General features: G+C 61.4%; 21 protein-coding genes and 11 tRNA genes. 24 read left to right on the top strand and 8 right to left on the bottom strand.

Annotated features, from left to right (window positions below):
• Window positions 1-176: 176 nt before the first annotated feature.
• Window positions 177-1,145 (bottom strand): DMT family transporter, encoded by a 969-nt coding sequence (locus tag N4T19_RS06490; RefSeq protein WP_260719714.1) that lies wholly within the window; start codon window positions 1,143-1,145, stop codon window positions 177-179.
• Between N4T19_RS06490 and N4T19_RS06485 the strand changes: the two genes are divergently transcribed.
• The 3 genes from N4T19_RS06485 to N4T19_RS06475 all read left to right on the top strand — a co-directional run bounded on the left by N4T19_RS06485 (window position 1,144) and on the right by N4T19_RS06475 (window position 3,469).
• Window positions 1,144-1,392 carry a hypothetical protein gene (locus N4T19_RS06485; RefSeq protein WP_260719713.1) on the top strand — a complete coding sequence of 83 codons (249 nt, stop codon included), beginning with the start codon at window positions 1,144-1,146 and terminating at the stop codon, window positions 1,390-1,392. The two genes, N4T19_RS06490 and N4T19_RS06485, sit on opposite strands and share 2 nt — an antisense overlap.
• Window positions 1,393-1,556: 164 nt before the next feature.
• Window positions 1,557-2,888 (top strand): isocitrate lyase, encoded by a 1,332-nt coding sequence (gene aceA / locus N4T19_RS06480; protein WP_116924135.1) that lies wholly within the window; start codon window positions 1,557-1,559, stop codon window positions 2,886-2,888.
• A gap of 176 nt (window positions 2,889-3,064) precedes the next feature.
• The gene (locus tag N4T19_RS06475; RefSeq protein WP_260719712.1) at window positions 3,065-3,469 is read left to right on the top strand and encodes a cupin domain-containing protein; all 405 of its coding nucleotides are present in this window, start codon (window positions 3,065-3,067) and stop codon (window positions 3,467-3,469) included.
• A gap of 99 nt (window positions 3,470-3,568) precedes the next feature.
• Here N4T19_RS06475 and argG read toward each other — a convergent pair whose 3' ends face one another.
• From argG to N4T19_RS06455, 4 genes are all read right to left on the bottom strand, one after another.
• The gene (argG, locus tag N4T19_RS06470; RefSeq protein ID WP_021028617.1) at window positions 3,569-4,906 is read right to left on the bottom strand and encodes an argininosuccinate synthase; all 1,338 of its coding nucleotides are present in this window, start codon (window positions 4,904-4,906) and stop codon (window positions 3,569-3,571) included.
• 121 nt (window positions 4,907-5,027) lie between these two features.
• Complete coding sequence (ppnP, locus tag N4T19_RS06465; protein WP_021028618.1) at window positions 5,028-5,345, bottom strand: pyrimidine/purine nucleoside phosphorylase; 318 nt, start codon at window positions 5,343-5,345, stop codon at window positions 5,028-5,030.
• A 177-nt stretch (window positions 5,346-5,522) separates the two neighbouring features.
• Window positions 5,523-6,311, bottom strand: coding sequence for a glycine zipper 2TM domain-containing protein (locus tag N4T19_RS06460; protein ID WP_116924133.1), 789 nt, complete (start codon window positions 6,309-6,311; stop codon window positions 5,523-5,525).
• A 211-nt stretch (window positions 6,312-6,522) separates the two neighbouring features.
• Window positions 6,523-6,885, bottom strand: coding sequence for an ArsC family reductase (locus N4T19_RS06455; RefSeq protein WP_116924132.1), 363 nt, complete (start codon window positions 6,883-6,885; stop codon window positions 6,523-6,525).
• Window positions 6,886-6,931: 46 nt separating this feature from the next.
• On the opposite strand from N4T19_RS06455, the gene folC reads away from it, so the two are divergent.
• The 17 genes from folC (at window position 6,932) to N4T19_RS06370 (ending at window position 15,677) form a co-directional block, all read left to right on the top strand.
• The gene (gene folC / locus N4T19_RS06450; protein WP_260719711.1) at window positions 6,932-8,251 is read left to right on the top strand and encodes a bifunctional tetrahydrofolate synthase/dihydrofolate synthase; all 1,320 of its coding nucleotides are present in this window, start codon (window positions 6,932-6,934) and stop codon (window positions 8,249-8,251) included.
• A gap of 62 nt (window positions 8,252-8,313) precedes the next feature.
• Window positions 8,314-9,291, top strand: a complete 978-nt coding sequence (locus tag N4T19_RS06445) for an SPOR domain-containing protein (protein WP_260719710.1) — start codon at window positions 8,314-8,316, stop codon at window positions 9,289-9,291.
• A gap of 127 nt (window positions 9,292-9,418) precedes the next feature.
• Window positions 9,419-9,958, top strand: a complete 540-nt coding sequence (locus N4T19_RS06440) for a CvpA family protein (protein ID WP_116924129.1) — start codon at window positions 9,419-9,421, stop codon at window positions 9,956-9,958.
• Window positions 9,959-9,977: 19 nt separating this feature from the next.
• The gene (purF, locus tag N4T19_RS06435; protein WP_116924128.1) at window positions 9,978-11,489 is read left to right on the top strand and encodes an amidophosphoribosyltransferase; all 1,512 of its coding nucleotides are present in this window, start codon (window positions 9,978-9,980) and stop codon (window positions 11,487-11,489) included.
• Window positions 11,490-11,519: 30 nt separating this feature from the next.
• Window positions 11,520-12,734, top strand: a complete 1,215-nt coding sequence (locus N4T19_RS06430) for an O-succinylhomoserine sulfhydrylase (RefSeq protein ID WP_260719709.1) — start codon at window positions 11,520-11,522, stop codon at window positions 12,732-12,734.
• Window positions 12,731-14,131 carry a glutamate--tRNA ligase gene (gltX, locus tag N4T19_RS06425; RefSeq protein ID WP_260719708.1) on the top strand — a complete coding sequence of 467 codons (1,401 nt, stop codon included), beginning with the start codon at window positions 12,731-12,733 and terminating at the stop codon, window positions 14,129-14,131. The genes N4T19_RS06430 and gltX overlap by 4 nt, the downstream gene beginning before the upstream one ends.
• 64 nt (window positions 14,132-14,195) lie before the next feature.
• Window positions 14,196-14,271: transfer RNA gene (locus N4T19_RS06420), tRNA-Ala, on the top strand.
• A 37-nt stretch (window positions 14,272-14,308) separates the two neighbouring features.
• Window positions 14,309-14,384 (top strand) — tRNA-Glu (locus tag N4T19_RS06415).
• Between the two features lie 48 nt (window positions 14,385-14,432).
• Window positions 14,433-14,509 (top strand) — tRNA-Asp (locus N4T19_RS06410).
• Window positions 14,510-14,592: 83 nt separating this feature from the next.
• Window positions 14,593-14,668, top strand: a tRNA-Glu gene (locus N4T19_RS06405).
• Window positions 14,669-14,716: 48 nt separating this feature from the next.
• A tRNA-Asp gene (locus tag N4T19_RS06400) sits at window positions 14,717-14,793 on the top strand.
• A gap of 108 nt (window positions 14,794-14,901) precedes the next feature.
• Window positions 14,902-14,977, top strand: a tRNA-Ala gene (locus N4T19_RS06395).
• Between the two features lie 57 nt (window positions 14,978-15,034).
• Window positions 15,035-15,110 (top strand) — tRNA-Glu (locus N4T19_RS06390).
• Between the two features lie 48 nt (window positions 15,111-15,158).
• Window positions 15,159-15,235, top strand: a tRNA-Asp gene (locus tag N4T19_RS06385).
• Window positions 15,236-15,343: 108 nt separating this feature from the next.
• Window positions 15,344-15,419 (top strand) — tRNA-Ala (locus tag N4T19_RS06380).
• Window positions 15,420-15,476: 57 nt separating this feature from the next.
• A tRNA-Glu gene (locus N4T19_RS06375) sits at window positions 15,477-15,552 on the top strand.
• A gap of 48 nt (window positions 15,553-15,600) precedes the next feature.
• Window positions 15,601-15,677: transfer RNA gene (locus tag N4T19_RS06370), tRNA-Asp, on the top strand.
• 140 nt (window positions 15,678-15,817) lie between these two features.
• On the opposite strand, the gene N4T19_RS06365 is transcribed toward N4T19_RS06370, so the two are convergent.
• The 3 genes from N4T19_RS06365 to N4T19_RS06355 all read right to left on the bottom strand — a co-directional run bounded on the left by N4T19_RS06365 (window position 15,818) and on the right by N4T19_RS06355 (window position 18,640).
• A complete protein-coding gene (locus N4T19_RS06365) occupies window positions 15,818-16,576 on the bottom strand; it encodes a 3-hydroxyacyl-CoA dehydrogenase (RefSeq protein ID WP_116924125.1) in 759 nt (252 codons plus the stop codon).
• Between the two features lie 106 nt (window positions 16,577-16,682).
• Window positions 16,683-17,726 carry an extracellular solute-binding protein gene (locus tag N4T19_RS06360; protein ID WP_260719707.1) on the bottom strand — a complete coding sequence of 348 codons (1,044 nt, stop codon included), beginning with the start codon at window positions 17,724-17,726 and terminating at the stop codon, window positions 16,683-16,685.
• 356 nt (window positions 17,727-18,082) lie between these two features.
• Window positions 18,083-18,640, bottom strand: coding sequence for a phasin family protein (locus tag N4T19_RS06355; RefSeq protein ID WP_116924472.1), 558 nt, complete (start codon window positions 18,638-18,640; stop codon window positions 18,083-18,085).
• Between the two features lie 395 nt (window positions 18,641-19,035).
• On the opposite strand from N4T19_RS06355, the gene N4T19_RS06350 reads away from it, so the two are divergent.
• From N4T19_RS06350 to N4T19_RS06335, 4 genes are all read left to right on the top strand, one after another.
• Window positions 19,036-19,494, top strand: coding sequence for an acyl-CoA thioesterase (locus N4T19_RS06350; protein WP_232539367.1), 459 nt, complete (start codon window positions 19,036-19,038; stop codon window positions 19,492-19,494).
• 169 nt (window positions 19,495-19,663) lie between these two features.
• Window positions 19,664-20,917 (top strand): nicotinate phosphoribosyltransferase, encoded by a 1,254-nt coding sequence (gene pncB, locus N4T19_RS06345; RefSeq protein ID WP_182342079.1) that lies wholly within the window; start codon window positions 19,664-19,666, stop codon window positions 20,915-20,917.
• Between the two features lie 130 nt (window positions 20,918-21,047).
• Entirely contained in the window at window positions 21,048-22,469 is a 1,422-nt protein-coding gene (locus N4T19_RS06340) for a sodium:proton antiporter (protein ID WP_116924123.1), read from the top strand.
• A gap of 19 nt (window positions 22,470-22,488) precedes the next feature.
• Window positions 22,489-23,484: a 2-hydroxyacid dehydrogenase gene (locus N4T19_RS06335; protein WP_260719706.1), complete on the top strand. Its 996-nt coding sequence runs from the start codon at window positions 22,489-22,491 to the stop codon at window positions 23,482-23,484.
• Window positions 23,485-23,606: the final 122 nt, after the last annotated feature.

Genomic DNA, 23,606 nt, shown 5'->3' with positions numbered 1-23,606 from the left:
CAAAAAAACCGCTTTCCAAGGGAGCGGCGCATTTTTTTGCCTCGAAATGTTGCTTGTTTTAGCTTTGCTAACCTTTGTTGATGGATCAAAGCTATCAACGAGCAGCTTAGGGCGTTGATTCTTGTCAGATTGGGGCCTGTTCCCCTCGGAGCATGGTACTGGCTCCCAAGGCGGTGTCAATCGGGGTCGCGTTGCAAAACTGTCTTCCCTCTGCCACGCTGGGGCACCGGCAAGGTCGTCAGCGCCAGGCTGGAGACGGCAATGGCAAAGGCCAGCATCTGCAAGCCGCTCAGGGTTTCGCCCAGAAACACCACGCCCACCAGTGCAGTCGACAGCGGCAGCATCACCGTGAACACCGCGCTTTGCGAGGCAGGAACGACCTGCAGCCCGGTCATCCACAGCCAGACAGTGACCATGCAGGCGGCCAACGCATAGCCGACCAGCAGCAGCCAGGTGGCGCCACCCACCTGGGCAAACTCAAAATGCCAGGCCAGGTACAGGCCAAAAGGCAGGGTCAGCACAAAGCCCCAGAGGTTGATGAGCGCCGCAATGCGCTTGGGGCTCAAGCTGCTGGTGAGCTTTTTGCCGATGACCGCATAGCAGGCCTCACAGAACACGGCGCCCACCAACAGCCATTGCCCCAGCCAGTGCTTGCTCGGGTCTGTCTCGGTGACAGCGCCTGCAGCCGCGCCCGCGTGTGCGCTGGCGCCAGGCTTGGCAAAGGCCAGCAGCGCAATGCCCAGCACGGCCAGGCTGATGGCGACCATCACCCGCCCGCTGATGCGCTCCTTGAGCACCAGCCAGCTGAGCAGCGCAATGGCTGCCGGGATCGTCGCCATCGTGACACTGGCGGTGACCGCACTGGTCATCGACACGCCAGTGATCATGCACAGCGTAAAGAGGAAGTTGCCAAAAAAGGATTCGAGAAACAGCAGCCCCTTGGCCTTGGCGGGCAATGGCGCCTCATTGGCCGGGCGTTTGAGCCAGCCCAGCATGGCCACCCCGCCAATGCCAAAACGCAGCCAGGCCAGCAGCAAGACCGGAAAAGTGGCGGCCAGCGGCTTGGAGAGCGCGACATAGGCGCCCACCAGCGACATGCTGAGTGCCAAATACAGATAGGCCAGAGGCTTGCTATGGATGCGCATGGTTGCAAAGACTAAAAGGGGGGCGGGGCGATCGGGGCAGGTGGCGCCAGGCGCAAGCAAGCTGTCATATCCGCTTTGCACAATGGGCTATGCGCATCATGCCGCAATTGGCCAGCCTCTGGCAGGCAGCGCTGCAGCCTGGACAGCAGTGGTTCTGAAAACGGATTCTCATATTGTGAAATATGCTGATATTGCAGTGCGTCAATATTTCTCAATACGAGAAATTGCATTTCTCAATGCGAAATAGTATTAATAGGATGTTGATTTTTAACGATTAAAAATAAGTCTTATATAAGACATAAGACAAAAATATGCGGCGAGGCAGGCGTACAGTTAAGGCCATGGACAGACGGTATCTGTCCACCGGTTTTCGATCCGTTAGTTCCATCCACTTGACCACAGGAGTCCCCCATGTCTCAGAAACTGAACCAGCAACTCAGCCGCGAACAGCAAATTGCCGCCCTTGAATTGGATTGGGCGCAGAACCCCCGCTGGAAGGGCGTCAAGCGCGGCTACTCGGCTGCTGACGTGGTGCGTTTGCGCGGCAGCGTGCAGCCGGAGTACACCTTGGCCCAGCGCGGCGCCCAGGTGCTGTGGGACAAGATCAATGGCGGGGCCAAGAAGGGCTATGTGAATGCCTTTGGCGCGATCACCGCAGGCCAGGCGATGCAGCAGGCCAAGGCGGGGCTGGAAGCGGTGTACCTCTCGGGCTGGCAGGTGGCAGCGGACGGCAACACCTCGGAGACCATGTACCCCGACCAGTCGCTCTACGCCTATGACTCGGTGCCCACCATGGTGCGTCGCATCAACAACACTTTCAAGCGCGCTGACGAGATCCAGTGGGCCAAGGGCGTGAACCCGGGCGACAAGGAGTTCATCGACTACTTCCTGCCGATCGTGGCCGATGCCGAAGCGGGCTTTGGCGGCGTGCTCAATGCCTTTGAGCTGATGAAGAACATGATTGCCTCGGGCGCTGCCGGCGTGCACTTTGAAGACCAGCTCGCTGCCGTCAAGAAGTGCGGCCACATGGGCGGCAAGGTGCTGGTGCCCACACATGAAGCCTGCGAGAAGCTGATTGCCGCGCGTTTTGCGGCCGACGTGATGGGTGTGCCCACGATTGTGCTGGCCCGCACCGATGCCGAAGCGGCCAACCTGATCACCAGCGACCACGACGCCAACGACAAGCCCTTCCTGGTGGGCGAGCGCACGCAAGAAGGTTTTTACCGCGTCAAGAACGGTTTGGAGCAGGCGATCAGCCGTGGCGTGGCCTACGCGCCGTATGCCGATCTGGTGTGGTGCGAAACCGGCACGCCGGACCTGGGCTTTGCCCGCGAATTTGCCCAGGCCGTGCATGCCGCCAGCCCCGGCAAGCTGCTGAGCTACAACTGCTCGCCATCGTTCAACTGGAAGAAGAACCTCGACGACGCGACGATTGCCAAGTTCCAGGACGAGCTGGCAGCGCTGGGCTACAAGTACCAGTTCATCACCTTGGCTGGTATCCACAGCAACTGGTACAACACCTTCAAGTTCGCCCACGCCTATGCCCGTGGCGAAGGCATGAAGCACTATGTGGAGATGATCCAGGAGCCCGAATTCGCTGCCCGCGAGCAAGGCTACACCTTTGTCTCGCACCAGCAGGAAGTGGGCGCAGGCTACTTCGACGATGTGACCACGGTGATCCAGGGCGGGTCGTCCAGCGTCAAGGCGCTGACCGGCTCGACCGAAGAAGAGCAGTTCCACTGATCTGCGACGTCTGCATGCGCTGCAGGCGAGACGGCCTGCAGGCGCAGCAGATGCAGCAAGGCGGCACCAGGGGTGCCGCCTTTTCTTTGGCTTTTCATCCCAGAGCTGAGGCGCTGCGCAGCAGCACTGCCAGATAATCGCTGCTTGCGCATTTGCACCGCTTATCGATCACTGCCATGTCCACTACTGCCGCTGCCACCTCTGCCACGCCCGCCGAACCCGCCGCTCCCAAGATCTCCATCATCCACTGGCCCGCCAAGACCCTGGTCAATCCCGTCATCGGCAAGCCCAGCCGCCCGATCAGCGGCGATACCGAGTACCAGACCATGAAAGTGTTCGAGGGCCTGGGCGGCAAGGTGAGTTCGGGCACCTGGCAGTCCAGTGCGGGCCACTTCAGCTCCAATGTGCAGGGCTATATCGAGTTTTGCGTCATTGTCGAAGGCGACTGCCGCCTCGTCGACCCCGATGGCACCGTGCACCGTTTTGGCGTGGGCGACCATTTCATCATGCCCGAGGGCTGGACCGGCCACTGGGAGGTGGACAGCTTTGTGAAGAAGGTCTACTTGGTGGCCGAGGCCTGAGAGCGTTCCTCTCCCGCCGCATTCAGACGATAAAAAACCGCTGTGGCCTGGGCAGGCACACAGCGGTTTTTGCTGAATGGAAGGATTCCGCTGGGGGAATTACTTCTTGTCGTTGCCCAGCTGGGGCAGCGCGTGGCTGCCGCTGGCGGTCAGCAGGCCGGTCTGGGTGTAGATGGCCAGCTTGTCGCGGGTGTCCATCAGGTCCAGGTTGCGCATGGTCAGCTGGCCAATGCGGTCGGCGGGGCTGAATGGCGCGTCTTCCACCTTTTCCATCGACAGGCGCTCGGGCTTGTAGGTCAGGTTGGCCGATTCGGTGTTCAAGAGCGAGTAGTCATTGCCACGGCGCAGTTCCAGCGTCACGGTGCCGGTGATGGCACGGGCCACCCAGCGCTGGGCGGTTTCGCGCAGCATGATGGCCTGTGGGTCAAACCAGCGGCCTTGGTAGAGCAGACGGCCCAGGCGCAGACCGTTGATGCGGTACTGCTCGATGGTGTCTTCGTTGTGGATGCCGGTGACCAGGCGCTCGTAGGCGATGTGCAGCAGCGCCATGCCGGGGGCTTCGTAGATGCCGCGGCTCTTGGCTTCGATGATGCGGTTCTCGATCTGGTCGCTCATGCCCAGGCCGTGGCGGCCGCCGATGCGGTTGGCTTCCAGGAAGAAGGCGACCGGGTCTTCGATGCGCTGGCCGTTCAGGGCCACAGGGCGGCCTTCTTCAAAGGTGACGGAGACTTCCTCGGCCTTGACGTCGACCTCGGGCTTCCAGAACGCCACGCCCATGATGGGGTTGACGATGCGGATGCCGCTGTTCAAGAACTCCAGGTCCTTGGCTTCGTGGGTGGCCCCCAGCATGTTGGAGTCGGTCGAGTAGGCCTTCTCCGCGCTCATCTTGTAGCCAAAACCTTCCTTGGTCATGAAGGCGGACATCTCGGCGCGGCCGCCCAGCTCGTCGATGAAGGTCTGGTCCAGCCAGGGCTTGTAGATCTTCAGCGCAGGGTTGGTCAAGAGGCCGTAGCGGTAGAAACGCTCGATGTCATTGCCCTTGAAGGTCGAGCCATCGCCCCAGATGTTGACGTCGTCTTCCTTCATCGCGGCCACCAGCATGGTGCCGGTCACGGCGCGGCCCAGCGGCGTGGTGTTGAAGTAGGTGATACCGCCAGTGGAGATGTGGAAGGCGCCGGCCTGAATGGCGGCGATACCTTCGTTGGCCAACTGGCTGCGGCAGTCGATCAGGCGGGCCTTCTCGGCACCGTACTCCATGGCCTTGCGCGGGATCTCGTCGTAATCGGACTCATCGGGCTGGCCCAGGTTGGCCGTATAGGCGTAGGGCAGGGCGCCCTTGTTCTTCATCCAGCGCAGCGCTGCGCTGGTATCGAGGCCGCCGGAGAAGGCGATGCCGACCTTCTGGCCGACGGGAACATGTTGCAGGATGGTTTCCATGGTGTGGCTTTTCTCTAAAAACAGGCGCTGCTGCGATGCTGTCTGAGGATTCAGTGATGCGCCAGACAAGCGGCGTGCAGCGGGAGGCGTGCGCCAGCTGGCCCGGCGCAGGCCCCAAAAATCAGGCGTAGTGGCAGATGTAGTGGTAGGCCTCGGCCACGCGGATATCGAACTTGCTGTTGGCCGGAACGCTGAACTTGTCGCCAGGGCCGGACTTTTTCCATTCGTCGCTGCCGTCGAGCTTGTACTCGCAGGCGCCGGCAACGCATTCCATGATCTCGGCAGCGGCCGTGCCAAAGGTCAAGGTGGCTGCAAGCACCACACCGACCGATTGCTTGGTGCCGTCGGCCAGCTGGTAGCTGTGGCTGACGCACTTGCCATCAAAATAAACATTGGCCTTGGTGGTGAGGCGTACGCCGTCGATGCTCTCAGTGATCATGGAAGACAACAGGTAAAAGGAGGAAAACCGCCATTGTAGGCGAGGCCTTTGCCCGTCTCTGAAACATGGTGGGGCAGTTGAGCGGCAGGGCAGGCATAAAAAAGCAGCAGTGCGTCTGCACTGCTGCTGGCTGTCATGCCAGGATGCGTGGCATGGGGAGGCGCTTGGCGCTCCGATTTAACGCCAGTGGCCGCGGTGGCCGCCCCAGTAACCGCCCACGCCAATCTGCACCGAAGGCTGCAGCATGACGGGCGGCGGCGCATAGTACACAGGCGCCGGCGCGACATAGACCGGGGGCGGCGCCATATAGACGGGCTGTTGGTAGACCGGCTGGCTGCTGACGACAACGCCGGGCTCAGGTGCCGCGGGGGCATAGTCCTGTGGAGGAGAGTTGTCGTAGGCCGAAGCGGCAGGCTGCACGCTCAGCGGCAGCCATTCGCCCGGTGCCGTGGCCGTGCGCGTGCTGTAGCGGCGGCCGGCGTATTCATACTCCACGTTATAGCCATCGGGCTGGTTTTGCGTGGTGTACTGGTTGGCGCATTGCCGCACCGTCTGGTAGCTGGGGGTGCCGCCTTCGAGCTGGTTGCCGATGGCCGAGCCGGCAATGACACCGGCGCCGGTGGCTGCTGCGCGGCCAAACCCATGGCCAATGCCGTTGCCCAGCAAGCCACCGACAACGGCGCCAGTAATGGCGCCCACGCCGGAGGTGCGCTGGCCGGCATACACCTGCTGGTCATTGCAGACGGTTTGTGGCGTGTTGACCTGGCGGTAGGCCGGTGTGACCGACAGTACCCGGCCATAGGGCTGCTCGCCCGCAGGCAAGGGCGGCTGCGCGCCGGGGGCCTGCTGCGGCAAAAAGGGATCGGAAGAGGGTGAGTAATTTTGGGCCCAGACCGAGGGGCTGGCTGCCGCCAAGGTGGACAGCGCAGCCAGCACGATCAGGCGGGCTGAGAGCAGATGTGGCATGAATGCCTCCAAAAAAGCGATAAGTTGCTGGGTGCTCAACGCGCCAGTACCGAGTCTGGGCGACACGCTTTACACCGCCTGCACAAATATCTAAGACTGTGTGGGCGACATAAAGTTCAGCATGCCCCCATGCTGCCCCGGGCGTGTATCTGCACCATGTCGCAGCGTAAAGCGCCGGTCAACACCGCCCAGCCATATCCGCAGAGGGCCCTCAGGCGATCTTGCTGCTCCAAACCGCCTCATCAAAGCCCACGGTGACGGAGCCATCGGCCCATTCGACAACCGGGCGCTTGATCACGCTGGGGTTCGCAATCATCAGCGCACTGGCGCTGTCGGCGTCTGTCACGGCTTGTTGTACCGTGGGGTCCAGCTTGCGCCAGGTGGTGCCTTGGCGGTTGACCAGCTTTTCCCAGCTGGCCTTGGCGATCCAGTCGGGCAGATGGCTGGCGGGCACACCCGCTTTCTTGAAATCATGGAATTGGTGGTCGACGCCCTGCGCCTCCAGCCAGGTACGGGCTTTTTTGACAGTGCTGCAGTTGGGGATGCCGTAGACGGCGATGGTGTGGTTACTCATGGGCAGCAATGATGACACAGCCGCAATTACGCGACAATCTGGCCCCATGCAAACCCGTTTCGATACCTTGGAGCAGTGGCTCGCCCACTGCGAGCAGATTCATCCCAAAACCATTGACATGGGGCTGACCCGCGTCAAGGCCGTGGCCGAGCGCCTGGCGTTGCGCTTTGCCTGCCCGGTGATCACGGTGGCGGGCACCAATGGCAAGGGCTCGACCTGCGCCATGCTGGAGGCCGTGGCGCTGGAAGCCGGCTACCGCCCCGGGGTGTTCACCTCGCCCCACCTGGTGCATTTTGAAGAGCGCTGCCGCGTGCATGGCGAGATTGTCTCTGCCGCCGATCTGTTGCCGCATTTCGAAGCGGTGGAAGCGGCCCGCCTGCAGGCGCCCGAGGTCTCGCTCAGCTATTTCGAGTTCACGACGCTGGCGATCCTGCGCCTGTTGAGCCAGGCCAGGCTGGATGTGGCGATCCTGGAAGTGGGGCTGGGTGGCCGGCTCGATGCCACCAACATCATCGACACGGACTGCGCGGTCATCACCAGCATCGACCTGGACCATATGAACCTGCTGGGTCCGGACCGTGAATCGATCGGCCGGGAAAAGGCCGGCATCATGCGCCCGGGCAAACCGGCTGTTGTCAGCGACCCGGTGCCGCCGCAAAGCGTGATCGACCACGCGCAGAGCATTGGCGCGGATCTGTGGCGCTTTGGCCGCGATTTCAACTACGAGGGCGACAAGCAGCAGTGGAGTTGGGCGGGGCGCGGCCGGCGCTATGCTGGCATGGCCTACCCGGCGCTGCGCGGTGCCAACCAGCTGGTCAATGCGTCTGGCGTGCTGGCCGCCTACGAGGCTCTGCGCCAGGTGCTGCCCGTCACGGCCCAGGCCGTGCGCAATGGGCTGGCGATGGTGGAGCTGCCCGGGCGCTTTCAGATCGTGCCCGGCCAGCCTGCGGTGGTGCTGGATGTCGCGCACAACCCCCATGCGATTGCCGCGCTGACGGCCAATCTGGATGCGATGGGCTACTTTCCAACCACCCATGCGGTCTTTGGAGCGATGCACGACAAGGACCTGACGCCGATGCTGCGCAAGCTGGGCCCCTTGGTGGACCGCTGGTATTTCTGCGACCTGCCCACGGACCGGGCCGAGAAGGCGGTGGACCTGCAGTCCAAATGGAATGCCGTGCACCTGCTGTCCGAGCAGCGGCGCGAAGTGGCTACAGCTTGTTACCCGGACCCGATGTCCGCATTCCAGGCGGCCGTCGAAGCGGCAGGGCCCGCTGATAGAATCGTCGTTTTCGGCTCGTTCTTTACGGTGGGCGGGGTGTTGAAGCACGGTGTGCCACGGCTCGATGCCAAGCACCTGAACTAAAAGCAGCCCCCCGATGGGGCCGCTCCCAGCGACCTGTTTTCAAGCTCCACCTCCAATCGTTCATGGCAATTTTCAATCTTCGATGGCCCGGTAAAAAGCAACAGGAAGCGGAGAGCCCGCGCGTGATTCGCGCGCCGCGCAGCAATCCCGCCGAGAGCGTGGATGCCATGCGCCGCCGCGCGCGCCACCGCCTGATCGGTGCCACCGTGCTGGTGCTGGCGGCCATCATCGGTTTTCCGATGCTGTTCGACACCCAGCCGCGCCCGGTGCCTGTCAATGCCTCGATTGAAATACCGGACCGCGAACGCGTGGCCGCCCTGGCCGTGCCGCCCGCGTCGAACGCCGCAGCGCCGCACGGCAGCCGTTCGGGCAATGACAATGGCCTGGATGCGGGCGAAGAGATTGTCGGCGCAAGAAGCAATGCAGCCAGTCCGGCCGCCACGGCACCGGTCGCCGCTGGCGCCAGCGCTGCTGCCTCAGCTGCTGCAGCAGCAACTGCTGCCGCCAGCAAACCCGCCGACAAGCCAACGGCCAAGCCCGAGCCCGCTGCGAAACCAGAACCCAAGCCCGAGTCCAAGCCGGCCCCCAAACCCGAACCTAAACCTGAACCTGAACCCAAGCCTGAGGCCAAACCTGAGCCCAAACCGGAAGCCAAGCCCAAGGAAGAGCCCAAGCCCAAGCCGGCAGAACCGGCCAAGCCCAAGCGCGATGACGAGGCCGAGCGCGTGCGCGCGATGATGGAAGGCCGCACCGCCAATGCGACTGCCGCAGCGCCTGCCGCTGCCCCCGCCGCCAAGCCGGCGGCCGCTGCCAGCCGCTATGCGATCCAGGTGGGTGCGTTTGCCGAAGAGAGCAAGGCGGCCGAGGTGCGTGCCAAGTTGCAGATGGCCGGTGTGCCCGCCTATACGCAGTCGGTCAAGACGGCCTCGGGCAACCGCATCCGTGTGCGGGTGGGGCCTTTCAACAGCAAGGAAGAGGCCGACAGTGCCGCAGCCAAGGTGCGCGCCCAGGGCCTGCCCGCTGCGCTGCTGCCGATGTAGGACTGACGCCGCAGCCATGTGCCTGAAGTTGTGACACCTATCTACCGCGCCTTGTCATCGCCATGCCCCCCTTGCCGGGCGCGGGCCTTGGCAGGCGCTCCCTGGCCCCTGCGGGCGGAGCTTTGACATGTCGGCGCTGGATTGGGTGTTTGTCGTGATCCTGGTGGGATCGGTGCTGATCGGCGCCTTGCGCGGTCTGGTGTTCGAGGTGCTGTCGCTGATCAGCTGGGTGCTGGCCTTTTTTGCGGCCCGCCTGTGGGGCGCTGAGGTCGGCATGTGGTTGCCGATGCAGGAGATGGACGAGGGTGTGCGGATCGCCGCAGGCCTTGTGATCGTCTTTGTTGTCGCCATCTTTGCCTTGGGTCTGGTGATTCGCATCATCGGCAAACTGGTTCAGATTGTGGGTTTGCGGCCTTTTGACCGCACGCTGGGCGCGCTTTTTGGCGCCTTGCGTGGGGTGTTACTACTTGTGTTGATCGCTCTGGTTTTTATGCTGACATCGATGCGGGAATCGCAAATCTGGAACACTTCAGTCTTCGCACCGCATCTGGTGTCGGCAGTGTCAGTGTTGCGGCCATGGATGCCGCAAGAAATGGGAAGACATTGGTCTTCGCTGGTGGACCAGCTCACCGAGGCTGGTTCACGCATCGCGGCAGAGCCGCGTTAACGTTTTTGGAACGCTCAATATGTGTGGAATCGTCGGAGTCGTCAGTAGCACGCCGGTCAATCAATTGATCTATGACGCGCTGTTGCTGCTGCAACACCGTGGACAGGATGCGGCAGGCATTGCAACCCAACAGGGTCGCAAGTTCTTCATGCACAAGGCCAAAGGCATGGTCAAGGATGTGTTCCGTACCCGCAATATGCGGGCTTTGCCGGGCAATGTCGGCCTGGGCCAGGTGCGCTACCCCACGGCAGGCAATGCCTACAGTGAAGAGGAAGCCCAGCCTTTCTACGTCAATGCGCCTTTTGGCATCGTGCTGGTGCACAACGGCAACCTGACCAATGCCGTGCAGCTGCGCAAGGAGCTGTTCTCCACCGACCACCGCCACACCAACACCGAGAGCGACTCGGAAGTGCTGCTCAACGTGTTCGCCCATGAGCTGGAACGCGCCACGCACGGTATCCCGCTGCAAAAGCAGGATGTCTTCAATGCGATCCGTGCGGTGCACAAGCGCGTGCAGGGCTCCTACGCGGTCATCGCACTGATCGCCGGCCACGGTGTGGTGGCATTCCGCGATCCAAACGGCATCCGTCCGCTGTGCATTGGCCGTGGTGCCGATGGTACGGTGATGGTGGCCAGCGAATCGGTGGCGCTCGAAGGCACGCTGCAGCAGCTCGAGCGCGATATTGCACCGGGCGAAGCGGTGTTCATCGGCGACGACGGCTCGCTCACGTTTGAGCAATGCGCCGAAAGCCCCAGCCTGCACCCCTGCATTTTTGAGTTTGTCTACCTGGCCCGCCCGGACTCGGTGCTCGATGGCATGTCGGTCTACCAGGCGCGCCTGAACCTGGGTGAATCGCTGGCCACGCGCGTGATCTCGATGGTGCCGCCCAACGAAATCGATGCGGTGATTCCGATCCCCGAATCGAGCCGCCCCAGCGCGATGCAACTGGCCCAGCTGCTGGGCAAGCCCTACCGCGAAGGCTTCGTCAAGAACCGCTATGTGGGCCGTACCTTCATCATGCCGGGCCAAGGCGCGCGCAAGAAATCGGTGCGCCAGAAGCTCAATGCCATCGGTAGCGAGTTTCAGGGCCGCAATGTGCTGCTGGTCGATGACTCCATCGTGCGCGGCACCACGTCCAAGGAGATCGTGCAGATGGCGCGCGACGCCGGCGCCAACAAGGTCTACCTGGCCAGCGCTGCGCCACCGGTGCGTTTCCCCAACGTCTACGGCATCGACATGCCCACCGCCAAGGAGCTGGTGGCCCATGACCGCAGCCTCGAAGAGATTCGCCAGTACATCGGCTGCGACGCGCTGATCTACCAGGACGTCGATGGCATGAAAAACGCCGTGGGCAAATTGAACACCGGTGTGCATGGCTTTGAGGCCTCGTGCTTTGACGGTGTCTATGTCACCGGCATCACGCCCGAAGGCATCTCGCAGGTCAACGAAGGCCGTGTGTCCACCGAAGAGGATGATCTCGATACCTCGCGTCTGTCGCTGCGCAACGCAGATGTGACAGATGCGGCTTGATGGCGGTCTGCGTACTGCTTGGGAAGAAGAATGACTGATAAGAAATTGCCGCCGGGCCTGCATCCCGATACCTTGGCGGTGCGTGAGGCGGTGGAGCGCAGCCAATGGGGCGAGCACAGCGAAGCCCTGTACCTGGCCAGCAGCTTTGTGCAACCCAATGCCGAGACGGCCGCGCGCCGCTTTGCCGCGCTGGAGGAGGGCTATACCTACACCCGCACCGGCAACCCGACGGTGACCAGCTTTGAGCGCCGCCTGGCCGCGATGGAAGGCACCGAGTGCGCCATCGCCACCTCGACGGGCATGTCTGCCATTTTGCTGGTGGCACTGACCGTGCTGAAGACTGGCGACCATGTGATCTGCTCGCAGTCCATGTTCGGCTCGACGATCAAGCTGCTGGGCACCGAGATGGCGCGCTTTGGCGTGGAAACCAGCTTTGTGTCGCAAACGGATGTGGAGGCCTGGAAGGCCGCCATCCGGCCCAACACGCGCATGCTGTTTGCCGAGACGCCGACCAATCCGCTCACCGACCTGTGCGACATTGCCGCGCTGGCCGAGCTGGCCCATGCGCATGGCGCCTTGCTGGCCGTCGACAACAGCTTTGCCACGCCGGTGCTGCAGCAGCCAGCCAAGCTGGGCGCTGATCTGGTCGTGCATTCGGGCACCAAGTTCCTCGATGGCCAGGGCCGCGTGATGGCCGGCGCCGTCTGCGGCACCGTCGCGCTGGTCGACAAGGTCATGGGCACCTTCTTGCGCAGTGGGGGTCTGAACCTCTCGCCGTTCAACGCCTGGGTGGTGATGAAGGGCATGGAGACCCTGTCCTTGCGCGTCAAGGCCGAAAGCGCCGCCGCGCTGGAGCTGGCACGCTGGCTGGAAGGGCACCCTAAGGTGGCCCGGGTCTACTACCCTGGCCTGGAAAGCCACACCCAGCATGCGCTGGCGATGCGCCAGCAAAATGGCATGGGCGGCGCTGTGCTGGCCTTCGATGTGGTGGGCCAGGGCGCTGAACAACTGCGCGCCAATGCCTTCCATGTGGTTGACAGCACCTTGCTGTGCTCGATCACGGCCAACCTGGGGGATGTGAAGACCACGATCACCCACCCGGCCAGCACCTCGCATGGCCGCCTGACCGAAGAGCAGCGCCAGTCCGCTGGCGTGGGCCAGGGCCTGATCCGCATTTCCGTCGGTCTGGAACACCTGGATGATTTGAAAGCCGACCTGTTGCGCGGCCTGGATACCCTGACATGAGCACCAAAGTACGTACCCGTTTTGCCCCGTCGCCTACCGGCTTTATCCATCTGGGCAATATCCGCTCGGCCCTCTACCCCTGGGCCTTTGCACGCGCCAACCAGGGCGATTTCATCCTGCGCATTGAAGACACCGATCTGGAGCGCTCCAACCAGGCCTCCGTTGATGTGATTCTGGAAGGCATGGCCTGGCTGCAACTGGACCCCAACGAGGGCCCGTTCTACCAGATGCAGCGCATGGACCGCTACAAGGAAGTGCTGGCCACCCTGCAAGAAAAGGGCGCCGTCTACCCCTGCTACATGAGCATGGAAGAGCTGGACGCGCTGCGTGAAAAGCAGATGGCCAACAAGGAAAAGCCGCGCTACGACGGCACCTGGCGCCCTGAAGAGGGCAAGGTGCTGCCGCCGGTGCCCGAAGGCGTCAAGCCCGTGCTGCGCTTCAAGACACCGCTGACGGGCGTCGTGGCCTGGGAAGACAAGTGCAAGGGCCGCATCGAGTTCCAGAACTCCGAGCTCGATGACCTGGTCATCGCCCGTCCCGATGGCACGCCGACCTACAACTTCTGCGTCTGCGTCGATGACATGGACATGGCGATTACCCACGTGATCCGTGGTGACGACCATGTCAACAACACGCCGCGCCAGATCCACATCTTTGAAGCGCTGGGCGCCGATGTGCCCGTGTTTGCCCACCTGCCCACCGTGCTCAATGAGCAGGGCGAGAAGATGAGCAAGCGCAATGGCGCCAAGGCCGTCACCCAGTACCGTGACGAAGGCTACCTGCCCGATGCGATGGTGAACTACCTCGCGCGCCTGGGCTGGAGCCACGGCGATGACGAGATTTTCTCGCGCCAGCAGTTCCTCGATTGGTTCAACCTGGACCACCTGGGCCGCAGCGCGGGCCAGTTTGACGAGGCCAAGCTGCGCTGGGTCAATGCCCAGCACATGAAGCTGACGCCCGATGATGAGCTCGCTGCCATGCTGACCCCGCTCATGAAGAACCTGGGTCTGGACAGCATCACCGTGGGTGATGGCCGCCTGCCGCGCATCTGCGCGCTGTTCAAGGACCGCTGCGATACCTTGGCGGACCTGGCGCAATGGGCCCGCGTCTTCTACCAGGACGTGCAGCCCAGCGCGGAAGACCTGAGCACCCATGTGACGCCCGAGATCATCCCGGTGATCGACGAGTTGCTGCAGGTGCTGCAAGAGGGCGATTGGAGCAAGGAGGCGATCAGCGCCGGCTTCAAGCAGGTGCTCAAGACGCACGGTATCAAGATGCCGCAACTGGCCATGCCGGTGCGTGTTTTGGCCGTCGGCACAGCCCATACGCCATCGGTGGACGCGGTGCTTGCATTACTCGGTCGTGAAAAAATTATCGAAAGACTGCAAAAGCGCTGAAATACACCCTATAATTCGAATCTTCGGTGAGCAGCAACAAGTAAATTGTAAAACTTGCCGATACGGGGGTATAGCTCAGCTGGGAGAGCGCTTGCATGGCATGCAAGAGGTCATCGGTTCGATCCCGTTTACCTCCACCAAAGATTATCGGAAACGAGAAATCGGTTCTTAGGTTTTGACCCTATCGTCTAGAGGCCTAGGACATCACCCTTTCACGGTGAGTACCGGGGTTCGAATCCCCGTAGGGTCGCCAAGTTTGAAGCGCTTGATGCTATATAATAGCTAGCAAAGCTTCCTGCCAGGAGTGGTAGTTCAGTTGGTTAGAATACCGGCCTGTCACGCCGGGGGTCGCGGGTTCGAGTCCCGTCCACTCCGCCAGTTTGGTCAGTCGCTCGATGAGAAGCGCCTTTGATTAAGAGGGCGCTTTTTTAATCGATGGCCGCAAGGCAAGTCCAGGTTTTGACCCTATCGTCTAGAGGCCTAGGACATCACCCTTTCACGGTGAGTACCGGGGTTCGAATCCCCGTAGGGTCGCCAAGTTTGAAGCGCTTGATGCTATACAATAGCTAGCAAAGCTTCCTGCCAGGAGTGGTAGTTCAGTTGGTTAGAATACCGGCCTGTCACGCCGGGGGTCGCGGGTTCGAGTCCCGTCCACTCCGCCACAGTTTTAAAATTTGTTGAGATCGTTTCAGGACGCGAAGGCATCGCGAAGCTGTACTCAGGTACAGCGAGTGATGGCGACAAAGTCATGGAGCGATATCAGCAAATTGGGGGGTATAGCTCAGCTGGGAGAGCGCTTGCATGGCATGCAAGAGGTCATCGGTTCGATCCCGTTTACCTCCACCAATTAAACTTGTCTGAGGCATTGCACCAGCAATGCAGCGCAGGCAACGTTCTAGGATTGACCCTATCGTCTAGAGGCCTAGGACATCACCCTTTCACGGTGAGTACCGGGGTTCGAATCCCCGTAGGGTCGCCAAGTTTGAAGCGCTTGATGCTATACAATAGCTAGCAAAGCTTCCTGCCAGGAGTGGTAGTTCAGTTGGTTAGAATACCGGCCTGTCACGCCGGGGGTCGCGGGTTCGAGTCCCGTCCACTCCGCCACAGTTGTTAAATGTTTTTAGATCGAGCCAAGACGCGAAGGAGTCGCGAAGCTGTACTCAGGTACAGCGAGCGACTCCGACAAAGTATTGGGTTGATATAAAAATATTGGGGGGTATAGCTCAGCTGGGAGAGCGCTTGCATGGCATGCAAGAGGTCATCGGTTCGATCCCGTTTACCTCCACCAATTAAACTTGTCTGAGGCATTGCACCAGCAATGCAGCGCAGGCAACGTTCTAGGATTGACCCTATCGTCTAGAGGCCTAGGACATCACCCTTTCACGGTGAGTACCGGGGTTCGAATCCCCGTAGGGTCGCCAAGTTTGAAGCGCTTGATGCTATATAATAGCTAGCAAAGCTTCCTGCCAGGAGTGGTAGTTCAGTTGGTTAGAATACCGGCCTGTCACGCCGGGGGTCGCGGGTTCGAGTCCCGTCCACTCCGCCAGATTCCAAAAGCCTTCTTGTCATGCGGCAAGAAGGCTTTTTTCATGGCGGCGGCCTGTGCGCAGCGCCCAAGAAAAAGCCGATCAGCGGGTTGCGTCGCAGATCGGCTTTTTGCATGCCAAGGCCCGCAGGCCTGTGGGATTACTTGGGTGCCAGGCGAATGGCGCCATCGAGGCGAATCACTTCGCCATTGAGCATGTCGTTCTCGACAATGTGCTTGACCAGCTTGGCATAGTCCTCAGGGGTGCCCAGGCGGCTGGGGAAGGGCACGCCGGCGGCCAACGCATCCTGCACCTCCTGGGGCATGCCAAACAGCATGGGGGTGCCGAAAATGCCGGGCGCAATCGTCATGTTGCGGATGCCGCTGCGCGCCAGATCGCGGGCGATGGGCAAGGTCATGCCGACGACACCGCCTTTGGAGGCGGCATAGGCGGCCTGGCCAATCTGGCCGTCATAGGCAGCCACGCTGGCCGTCGAGATCAACACGCCGCGCTCGCCCGTGAGTTCCGGCTCATTCTGGGCCATGGCTTCGGCGCAGAGGCGAATCATGTTGAAGCTGCCAATCAGGTTGACCGTGATGGTCTTGCTGAACAGCTCTAGCGAATGGGCGCCTTTTTTGCCCACGGTCTTTTCGGCCGGTGCAATGCCTGCGCAGTTGACCAGGCCAAACAGCTTGCCCAGCGAGACCGCCTTGGCAACCACCGCCTGGGCTTGCTCTGCATTGGACACATCGCATTGCACAAAGGCGCCGCCCAGCTCCTGGGCCAGGGACTGGCCTTTTTCTGCCTGCATGTCGGCGATGACGACCGTGGCACCCTCGCGGGTCAGCATGCGGGCCGTGCCTTCGCCCAGGCCCGAAGCGCCGCCTGTGACGATAAATACCTTGTTGGCGATGTGCATCGCTATGTCTCCTGGTTGTTGGATCGCTGCATCTTAGCCCAGAGCGGGGCGGCGAGCGGTCACAAAAAAAGCCCGCGAACGGGCTTTTCGTGACAGTGTGCGGGGCTTACTGGAAGCCGGCGCGGTCCAGCATCTGCTGCACCTTGGGCATGTTGCTGCCCACGGCGCTGATCGGGATGGTCTCGCTCTTGAACGGCTTGTTCTGGGTCATCGTCTTGAGTGCGGGGTTGTCGGTCTGCACATTCTTGGCAGCAGGCCACTCGTTGTTGCCGTTGGCAAAGTAGGTCTGCGCTTCCGGGCTGGCCAGGTACTCCAGGAACTTGACGGCATTGTCCTTGTTCTTGCTGTACTTGGCGACGGCACCACCGGCGATGTTCAGGTGCGTGCCCCAGCTGCTCTGGTTGGGAAACACCACGCTCACCTTGTTGGTGATCGCGACATCGTCAGGGTTGCTCGAACGCATCAGGCGGGCAAAGTAGTAGCTGTTGGTGATGGCGATATCGCATTCACCGGCGGCCACGGCCTTGATCTGGTCGGTGTCGCCACCCTTGGGTGGGCGTGCCAGGTTGTCCTTGACGCCCTGCAACCATTGCAGGGCCTTGGCCTCGCCGATGTGCTCGGTCACCGCGCCAAACAGGCTCAGGTTGTAGGGGTGCGAGCCCGAGCGGATGCAGATCTTGCCCTTGTTCTTGGGATCGGCCAGCTTTTCGTAGCTGTCGACATCTTCCAGCTTGACCTTGTCCTTGTTGTAGGCGATCACGCGGGCACGGGTCGAGAGGCCGAACCAGGTGATGCCGCCGTCCGCTTCGGGCTGGGCGCGCAGGTTGGCGGGGATCACTTCCTCCAGTTTGGCCGAGCGGATCGGCAGGAACAGGTTGTCCTTCTCGCCGCGGTACAGGCGCGCGGCGTCCACCATCAGCACCACATCGGCAGGGGAGGCGGCGCCTTCTGCCTTGAGGCGGGCCACAATGCCTGCGTCGTCCGAGTCCACACGGTTGATCTTGATGCCGGTCGCTTTTGTGAAGTTGTTATAGAGCGCCTCATCAGTGGCGTAGTGGCGGGCAGAGTACAGGTTGACCACTTCCTGGGCATGTGCTGCGGCACCTGCCGTGATGGCGCAAGCCAGTGCAAGGAGTTTGAAAGAATGCATAGGGCAAAACGTCTCTGTAAAGTTGGAGCAGCGATCTTAATTGAAACAAGAATTGTTTCTATTTAAACCATTGCGTTGCTTGTGCTTATTCAGATCGTCTTAAGTGCGGCCCTGTGGATGGCGCGCCAGCTCAGGCACAAAGCGGGCGGACAAAAAAAAGCCCAGCAAGGCCGGGCTTTAAAAGGATCCCAGAAACCAGGTTTCGAAAAGATCCAAGGAGACAACTGGGTGTGTTGAAATTTTCAACACCATGGGTAAATTATAGGGTTTACCCTTGAGTCTGTCCAGCGCGCTGGCGAATATTTGACCAAACTGTAGGTCTTGGGCAACGGCAGTGCGCTAAAGAGGCTCGCTAGTTAGCGCTTGCGGGCCGTGGCGGCGCTGACGGTGCCAGCAGCCTTGACGGCATTGTTGGTGATGGTGTTGAAGTTGGTTTCAGCCACTTCACCGGCTTGCTTGACCGCCTTTTGCACGGAGTCATACGCATTGTTGGCAGCAGCAACAGCGGTCTTCATCACGGCCACAGCGCTTTCGGAGCCAGCCGGTGCGTTCTTGGCAGCGGTGTCGACAAATTCGTTGAACTTGGACTGGGCTTCGACGGCCTTGTTCTCGAAGGCCTTGCTGAATTCCAGGCTGGTAGCAGCAGCGATTTCGTACAGGTGACGGCTGTAGGCAGCGGTCTTTTCGGCCATGGGTTGCAGCAGGCCGCTTTGAACGCTCAGCAGGTCTTGGGCGTTCTTGGCATCCAGTACAGCCGAGGTGTTGGCCGACACGTCGGACAATGCAGCGCGGGTCGCGGCCACATTCAGTTCCACCAGCTTTTCCACGCCTTCGAAGGCCTTGTTGGTCAGGCCCATCAGGGTTTCCAGATTCGCTTTGTGTGCAGCCAGGATTTGGTCAGGGGTCAATGCCATGTTCATACTCCGTCTCGTTAGAAGTGTTGAAGGTACAAATTCGGGCACGTGCTGTGCGCCGGGGGTTTGTGCATTGCTGTGAATTTGCTGCACTGCACAATGACTCTATTGTTGGGCATCTGCGCGCCTTTTGCAAGCCTTTTTTGTGCAGTGCAGCAAAAAAATCTTTTGGTTTGATTTCAATCATTTACCATTTGTTTAATTGGTTGATAGGGTAACGAATTAATCGTTTGGCAATCAGCTGAAATCGGCTTGCTCTGACGTTGTAATTGCCCCATGTGTCAGCACGATGGCAATGCCTTTGATGGCCTGCCATCGCCTGTCTCCGACGTGCAGCGACGCCCGGCACCAGCACTTCTACAATGCCTGCGAACTTTGTGACCAGGATGGCCAAGATGTCTTCTATGCAGCAGCACGCCGAGCGCCCCCAGCCCCAGCCCCGATCGGCCTATGCGCAGTTTGTGCGTGTGACCACCCGCTGGGCCGACAACGATGCCTATGGGCATGTCAACAATGTCGTGTACTACAGCTGGTTCGACACCGCCGTGAACCGCTTGCTGATCGAAAAAGGCGTGCTCGATATCGAAGCGAGCAGCAGCATTGGCCTGGTGGTGGAGACCCAATGCCACTATTTTGCGCCGGTGTCCTATCCGCAGGACGTGGACGTGGGCGTGCGCGTGGCGCATCTGGGCAAGAGCAGCGTGCGCTATGAACTGGCAATTTTTGTCGCCGGCCAGGCGCAAAGCGCTGCATGCGGGCATTTTGTTCACGTGTATGTGGACCGCAGCAGCCGCCGCCCGGTGGCGCTGCCCGATGCCACACGCCAGGCACTGGAGAGCTTGGAGCTGCAGTAAATAAGAGGCTTGCCCTGCCTGGCAGCAAGGCAGCGGGCAATCGCCTACACTTGCCGCTGTTGCGACCTTATGAAATAGGCGCTGGGTTGTGGATATGAGACATGGCGTCTGCCGCCAGCAGCCAAATAGGCTGCTGCATGGGTTGGCGCGCAACCCTGTGCTGCCAACCATGATTATCCAAAGCCTGCTGGACACCGACCTGTACAAGTTCACCATGATGCAGGTGGTGCTGCACCAGTTCCCCGGGGCCCAGGTGGAATACAAGTTTCGCTGCCGCAACCCCGGTGTGCAACTGGCGCCGTATGTGGACGAGATTCGCGCCGAAATCCAGCACCTGTGCAGCCTGCGTTTTGCCGATGACGAATTGGCTTATCTGCAATCGCTGCGTTTTATCAAAAGCGACTTCATCGATTTTCTGCGGCTCTACCAACTCAAGGAAAAATACATCACGGTGCTGCCGCTGCCCAGTGGCGAGATCGACATCACGATCACCGGCCCCTGGCTGCATACCGTGTTGTTCGAGATCCCGGTGCTGGCCATCGTCAACGAGGTCTACTTTCGCAATACCCAGCCAGAGCCCGACTGGGCTGAAGGACGCCGGCGCCTGGCAGGCAAGATCGAGGCCATGCGCGGGCCGGGGCTGGAGGCGCTCAAGATTGCCGACTACGGCACGCGCCGGCGCTTTAGCCATCGCTGGCAGCGCGAGGTGCTGGGCAGCCTGGTGGGGGGGCTGGGCGTGGCGACCCATCCGGCAATGCCCGGTGAGCGCCTTGGCCAATTGGCTGGCACCAGCAACACCTTGTTTGCCAAACAGCTGGGCCTGACCCCGCTGGGCACCATGGCCCATGAATACCTGCAGGCCTGCCAGGCGCTGGGCCCGCGCCTGCGCGAGAGCCAGATCTATGGCTTTGACATGTGGGCCAAGGAGTACCGGGGCGACCTGGGCATTGCGCTGTCCGACGTCTATGGCATGGATGCCTTTCTGCGCGACTTTGACCTGTACTTCTGCAAGCTCTTTGATGGCGCGCGCCATGACAGCGGCGACCCTTTCAGCTGGGGCGAGCGCCTGATCGCGCACTACAAGCTGCACAAGGTCGATCCGCTGACCAAGATCCTGATCTTTAGCGATGCGCTGACGATACCGCGCACCATTGCGTTGTTCGAGCGCTTTGAGGGCCGCTGCCAACTGGCCTTCGGCGTGGGCACCAACCTGACCAATGACCTGGGCTACGAGCCGCTGCAGATCGTCATCAAGATGACGCGCTGCAATGGCCAGCCGGTCGCCAAGATCTCGGACACGCCGGGCAAGAGCATGTGCGACGACGAAAAATACCTGGCCTACCTGCGCCAGGTGTTCAACCTGCCCCCCAGCCAGCACATCCCCCCGCAAGGCGTGGCCCCCGCCCCCGCACGTGCGGGTTAATCGGGATGGCTGCCGCCTGCCGCAGCCTGCATTGGGGCTTGGCCGCTGACTAAAATCACCGGGCTGCGTGCGCCTGCCGGACGGTGTTGGGCTGCCATGCATGAATAAGCACAAACACAAGGAGCAGGTTATGGGGCAGCAGTATGGGGTCTGGGGCAGGGCGGCGGTGGGCGCTGCGGTGCTGGCGCCCGGGTGGGCCGGGGCGGCCACCATCAACGGGGCCGAACTCTCTGTTTTCTGGGGCATTCCCTTTGCCGGAATTTTGCTGTCGATTGCGCTGATGCCGCTGTTTCTGCCCAGCTTCTGGCACCACCATTTTGGCAAGGTGGCCGCTTTTTGGGCGCTGGCCTTTTTGCTGCCCTTCGCAGCGGTCTTTGGCCCGGGGCTGGCCGTTGGCAACCTGGCCCATGCACTGGTGGCTGAATACATTCCCTTTGTGATCTTGCTGACGGCCTTGTTCACCGTCTCGGGTGGTATCTATATCCGCGGCAATCTGCATGGCTCGCCGGGTTTGAACACGGCCATCCTGGCCATTGGCGCAGTGCTGGCCAGCTTCATGGGCACGACCGGCGCGTCCATGCTGCTGATCCGCCCGCTGATCCGGGCCAACGATGCCCGCCGCAGCTGCGCGCATGTGGTGGTGTTTTTCATCTTCATCGTCTCCAATGCCGGTGGCTCGCTCACACCGCTGGGTGATCCGCCGCTGTTCCTGGGCTTTTTGAAGGGCGTGGATTTTTTCTGGACCGTGCGCCATATCTTTGCCGAGACCCTGTTCCTCGTCGGCGCGCTGCTGGTCATCTTCTACCTGCTGGATCGCTATATGCTGCGCTTTGATGCGCAAAAGCCCCGCAGCGATCCGACGCCCGACACCCACAGCCTGGGCTTTGAAGGCAAGATCAATTTTGTGCTGCTGGGCGCTGTCGTGGCCCTGGTGCTGCTGAGCGGCTTTTGGAAGTCCGACCTGCAGTGGGACATTGCCGGCGTGGCCGTGGGCTTGCCGTCCGTCGTGCGTGATCTGGGCCTGATTGCGGTGGCCGTGCTGTCCTACAAACTCACGCCCGCGTCGGCCCATGCGGCCAACCAGTTCGACTGGGGCCCGATGCAGGAAGTGGCCAAGCTGTTCGCCGGCATTTTTCTCACCATCATCCCCGTCATCGCGATGCTGCAGGCGGGCGCCAACGGTCCCTTTGGCGCGGTGGTGCGTGCGGTAACCCGGCCCGATGGCTCGCCCGACCCGGCGATGTACTTCTGGGCTGCGGGCCTGCTCAGCAGCTTTTTGGACAATGCGCCCACCTACCTGGTGTTCTTCAACACCGCCGGGGGTGATCCCCAGGTGCTGATGACCTCGATGGCGACCACCTTGGCCGCGATTTCGGCGGGTGCCGTCTTCATGGGCGCGAACACCTATATCGGCAATGCACCCAATATGATGGTCAAGGCCATTGCCGAAAGCCGTGGAGTGCGCATGCCCAGCTTTTTTGGCTACATGGCCTGGTCGTGCGCCATCCTGGTGCCGCTGTTTGTCGTGATGACTTTTATCTGGTTCCGCTGAACCCCCGAGGAAACTGCCGATGTCCCGCCCGAAAATTCTGATTGCCCGCGCCATTTCGCCCGAAGTGGTCACCGTGCTCGAGCAGCACTTCGATGTCCGCTCCAACCAGGACGACATCGCCTGGTCGCCCGCCGAGCTGGCCGAGCGCCTGCAGGGCATGGATGGCGTGCTGACCACCGGCTCGCAGCGCATCGATGCGGCCTTGCTGGCCGCCTGCCCGCAGCTGCAGATCTGCGCCAACATGGCCGTGGGTTACAACAACTTTGATGTGGCCGCGATGACGGCAGCCGGCGTGCAGGGCACGAATGCGCCCGACGTGTTGACCGAGACCACGGCCGATTTCGGCTTTGCGTTGCTGATGGCCACGGCCCGCCGCATCACCGAGAGCGAGCATTTTCTGCGTGCCGGCCATTGGAAGGACTGGCGCTATGACCTGTTTGCCGGCGCCGAAGTGCATGGCAGCACCCTGGGCATTCTGGGCATGGGCCGCATCGGCCAGGCCATTGCCCGGCGCGGCGCGCATGGCTTTGGCATGCAGGTGGTCTACCACAACCGCTCGCGCCTGTCTGCCGAGCTGGAGGCCGATTGCAAGGCCCGCTATGTGAGCAAGCAAGAGCTGCTCAGCACTGCTGACCACCTGGTGCTGGTGCTGCCCTACACCCCCGAGGCCCACCACACGGTTGGCGCAGCCGAGATCGCCAGCATGAAGCCTAGCGCCACGCTGATCAACATCGCGCGCGGCGGCATTGTGGATGATGTGGCGCTTGCCAAGGCGCTGGCGAGCAAGACCATTGCCGCCGCCGGCCTGGATGTGTTCGAAGGCGAGCCTGCGGTGCATCCCGATCTGCTGGCGCTGTCCAACGTGGTGCTGACGCCGCACATCGCCAGCTCCACGATGGGCACGCGCCGGGCCATGGCCCAGCTGGCGGCTGACAACCTGATCGCCTACCTGGGCGGCCAGGCGCCGGTCACACCCGTCAACCGCCTGGAGCACAGCCGCCGCAGCGCCGCCTGAACGCAAAATATTTCAATAAACATGGCTGTTTGTGCCCACCAGACGGGTGCAAGCAGCTATTATTTTTGCAGTCTTCTCAAACACGGGGAACGGTTGTGAATCTGGATCTGGATCGGTCGCTG

The sequence above is a fragment of the Comamonas squillarum genome, assembly GCF_025309455.1.
GTDB classification, from domain to species: Bacteria; Pseudomonadota; Gammaproteobacteria; order Burkholderiales; family Burkholderiaceae_C; genus Comamonas; species Comamonas squillarum.
The sequence above is the reverse complement of the archived record's forward strand: the minus strand, read 5'-3'. Positions and strand labels throughout refer to the sequence as shown.